This window comes from Stenotrophomonas sp. P5_A9, from assembly GCF_056400525.1.
The window spans coordinates 1-3,812 of record NZ_JBFULC010000123.1; the positions used below are offsets into that span (position 1 = coordinate 1).

At 68.2% G+C, this 3,812-nt stretch carries 4 protein-coding genes; all 4 read left to right on the forward strand.

The window, feature by feature from the left end; genetic code table 11:
- On the forward strand, window positions 1–558 hold a 558-nt coding region (locus AC1DR7_RS20055), incomplete at its 5' end, for a chemotaxis protein CheW (protein ID WP_478076651.1).
- Window positions 559–858: 300 nt separating this feature from the next.
- Complete coding sequence (locus AC1DR7_RS20060; RefSeq protein WP_256777586.1) at window positions 859–1,167, forward strand: STAS domain-containing protein; 309 nt, start codon at window positions 859–861, stop codon at window positions 1,165–1,167.
- Window positions 1,164–1,529 carry a response regulator gene (locus tag AC1DR7_RS20065; RefSeq protein WP_159496673.1) on the forward strand — a complete coding sequence of 122 codons (366 nt, stop codon included), beginning with the start codon at window positions 1,164–1,166 and terminating at the stop codon, window positions 1,527–1,529. The genes AC1DR7_RS20060 and AC1DR7_RS20065 overlap by 4 nt, the downstream gene beginning before the upstream one ends.
- 57 nt (window positions 1,530–1,586) lie before the next feature.
- Entirely contained in the window at window positions 1,587–3,566 is a 1,980-nt protein-coding gene (locus AC1DR7_RS20070) for a chemotaxis protein CheA (protein WP_256777585.1), read from the forward strand.
- Window positions 3,567–3,812: the final 246 nt, after the last annotated feature.

The window sequence follows — 3,812 nt, forward strand, 5'->3', positions numbered from 1 at the left end:
ACGATGCCGATGTCCGCCCCGAGCGCCCGTGCCGCAGCGCCCGCCCCGGCGCACACCCGCCCCGGCAGCTGGCAGGAACTGCAGGCGCAGGCCCGCAACCCGGCCTCCAGTCCGCGCGAGAACCGCCGCGCCGCCGAACGCACCTCGCGCTGGCTGCGGCTGCGCTGTGGCGCCCAGGCCTATGCGCTGGAACTGCTCAAGGTGCAGGAAGTGGTCCTGCCGGTCCCGCTGCTGCCGCTGCGCGGTACCGCTGCGGCCATGCTCGGCATCATGAACCTGCGCGGCCAGGTGGTGCCGGTGATGGACCTGGGCATCCACCTCGGCGCTGGCCCGGCCCAGGACGACGCCAGTACCCGCATCGTCGTGCTCGAAGAGGATGGCGAAACCATGGGCCTGCGTGTCTCGGCCGTGGAGGATGTCGCCAACCTCACCGATTCGCAGATCGAACCGCCGGACACCGCGCGCATCTGCCAGATCTCCAACGACCTGTTCCGCGGCGTGGCGCGCGTCACCGCACAGCCGATGATCCTGCTGGATGCAACGCAGCTGTTGAATTGACCACGTCCTGTAGGGCAGCCACCCATGGGGTGGCGCTACCTCGGCACTCTTCATCCTGTGGGGCGGCTCTACGCCGGCACCTGTTCGCCGGTAGAGCCACGCCATGCGTGGCTGCTCTCCGATCCGGCGCCAGGCCGCCCGGAGGCGCCCGAACAGGTGCGCCGCGCTGGCGCGCCAACCACCCATGGGGTGGCTCTACCCGGCCATTGCCTCCCCCCTTGAAGATCCCTTGGCCCCTCCCCCTAAAGCTTCTCCGCTTTGGGCCGTTATAAACCTCGGAACCGTTTGTCCGGAGCAACGATGAGCATTGTGGCCCTGGGTGGTGATCTCGGTATCGAGACCAGCACCGAGCTGAAAACCCGCCTGGCCCCTTTGGTGGACCAGGCCGGCGAACTGACGCTGGATGCCAGCGAAGTGAGCCGGATCCATACCGCAGCAATGCAGGTCCTGTGCGCATTCGTCGACGCCCGCCGCAAGGCAGGCCACCCGACCGGATTCGACGGTTGCACTGCAACCTTCCGTGACGCCGCGCGACTGCTCGGCGTCACCCAGGCCCTTGGCCTGGACGCAACCCATGACAACCTGAAATCTGTGGAGAACGCTGCATGAGCGCACGTATCTTGGTGGTGGACGATTCGGCGTCGATGCGCCAGATGGTCTCTTTCGCCCTCACCTCGGCCGGTTTTTCCGTCGAAGAAGCCGAGGACGGTGCCGTCGCGCTGGGCCGTGCGAAGGGCCAGCGCTTCAACGCGGTGGTGACCGACGTCAACATGCCCAACATGGACGGCATCTCGCTGATCCGCGAGCTGCGCCAGCTGCCGGACTACAAGTTCATCCCGATGCTGATGCTGACCACCGAATCGGCCGCCGACAAGAAGTCCGAAGGCAAGGCCGCCGGTGCCACCGGCTGGCTGGTCAAGCCGTTCAATCCCGAACAGCTCGTGGCCACCGTGCAGAAAGTCCTGGGCTGAGCCCAGCAACGCGTCCCGCCCCACCCTTCCCTTCCCCGCAACCGGACCCCACGCATCATGAGCATGGATCTGCAACGTTTCCACGCCACGTTCTTTGAAGAAAGCCGCGAGGGGCTGGATGCGATGGAGGCTGGCCTGCTGGCGCTCGAATCGGGCCAGCAGGACCCGGAAATCATCAACTCGGTGTTCCGCGCCGCGCACTCGATCAAGGGCGGCGCCGGCACCTTCGGCTTCGACGCGATCGCCGCGCTTACCCACGTGCTGGAAACGCTGCTGGACGAACTGCGCGCCGGCAAGCGCGCACTCGAAGCCACCGCCGTGGATGCGATGCTGTCCTCGGTGGACGTGCTGCGCGCCCTGCTGCGCGAAGCCGAACACGGCCAGCCGGCCGACCCGCAGGCGGTGGCGGCGATCAAGGCGCGCCTTGAAGCGGTGCTGTCCGGCCAGGCCGCCGCCAGTGCCCCGGTCGCGGCGGCCAAGGTCGACGACACGCCCGAAGCATGGCAGATAGGCTTTGTTCCCTCCCCGTCGCTGTTCATGAGCGGCAACGACCCCCTGCGCATCATCCGCGAACTCGAACACCTGGGCTCGCTGCAGGTCGCCGCGCGCATGGAGCGCCTGCCCGGCTTCGACCAGCTCGACCCGCTCGAAGCGCACCTGGCGTGGGACCTCGGCCTGGTCGGCAAGGTGCCGCGCAGCAAGATTGAAGATACCTTCGCCTGGGTCGTGGACGACTGCGAACTGGACATCCGTCCGGCCGCACCGCCCAGCCTGGCCACCAGCGCACCGGCTGCCCCGGTAGCGGCGTCACCCGTTGCGTCTGCTGCCGCTCCTGCGCCCGGCGCGCCGGCGGCCGCCGCGCACGAAGCGGAAACCTCGATCCGCGTCGCGGTGGAAAAGGTCGACGCACTGATCAACCTGGTCGGCGAACTGGTCATCACCCAAGCCATGCTCAAGCAGGTCTCGCATGCGCTGGACCCGGTGCACGCCGAACAGCTGTTCGCCGGCCTGGACCTGCTCGAACGCAACACCCGCGACCTGCAGGAAGCGGTGATCGGCGTGCGCATGCTGCCGGTGGATGCGGTGTTCCGCCGCTTCCCGCGCCTGGTCCGCGATCTCTCCTCGCGGCTGGGCAAGCAGGTGCGCCTGCGCACCATCGGCGAAGGCACCGAGCTGGACAAGGGCCTGATCGAAAAGATCGCCGATCCGCTGGTCCACCTGGTGCGCAACTCGATCGACCACGGCCTGGAAATGCCCGACGTCCGTCGCGATGCGGGCAAGGATGAAACCGGCACCATCACCTTGGCGGCCTCGCACCAGGGCGGCCACATCGTGATCGAAGTCAGCGACGACGGCCGCGGCCTCAACCGCGAAAAGATCCTGTCCAAGGCGCTCGAACGCGGCCTGAGCGTGCCCGACAACCCCACCGACGCGCAGGTCTGGGACCTGATCTTCCAGCCGGGCTTCTCCACCGCCGATGCCGTCACCGATCTATCCGGCCGTGGCGTGGGCATGGACGTGGTCCGCCGCAACATCCAGGCGCTGGGCGGCGAAGTGCAGCTGGAAAGCAAGGCCGGCAACGGCACCCGCGTGCTGATCCGGCTGCCGCTGACCCTGGCCATCCTCGACGGCATGACCGTGGCGGTGGCCGGTGAAACGGTGATCCTGCCGCTGGCCTACGTGCTCGAAGCGCTGCAGCCGCAGCCCGAGGACGTGCGCACCATGGCCGGCGAAGGCCGCGTGCTGCGCGTGCGTGGTGAGTACCTGCCGATCCTCTCGCTGAGCGAGTACTACGGCTTCGGCGCCCGCACCAAGGACGACTCGCTGGTGGTGGTGGTCGAAGGCGATGGCCAGAAGATCGCGCTGGAAGTGGACGAACTGGTCGGCCAGCAGCAGGTCGTGGTCAAGAACATCGAAAACAACTACCGCCGCATCAGCGGCGTGTCCGGCGCCACCATCCTCGGCGATGGCCGGGTGTCGCTGATCGTGGACATCGGCGGCCTGGTGCGCTCGCTGCGGGTGCCGCAGGCGGCGTGATCTTTCGCAGTCGCGAAACATCCCCACGGTGTGCGCTGCAAACCGCGGGCCCCGGCTTACCCGCACCCAACACCCCCGCCTGTCGGCGCGCCCCCGCTACCCGCGGGGGCGCTTCGTCCGTGGGTTCGGCGGCCTTGGGCGCGCGTCCTGCGGCTCACCATGACCTGCGGAACCGGTAGTGCCGGCCGCTGGCCGGCTCCTCGCATTYCTTCCCACGCCRRTACATCAGGCCGTTCCGGCGTTACG

Bases quoted from the DNA above. Each gene is read 5' to 3' on its own strand.
- AC1DR7_RS20065 (WP_159496673.1), top strand. From the start codon at position 1,164: ATGAGCGCACGTATCTTGGTGGTGGACGATTCGGCGTCGATGCGCCAG.
- AC1DR7_RS20060 (WP_256777586.1), top strand. From the start codon at position 859: ATGAGCATTGTGGCCCTGGGTGGTGATCTCGGTATCGAGACCAGCACC.
- AC1DR7_RS20070 (WP_256777585.1), top strand. From the start codon at position 1,587: ATGAGCATGGATCTGCAACGTTTCCACGCCACGTTCTTTGAAGAAAGC.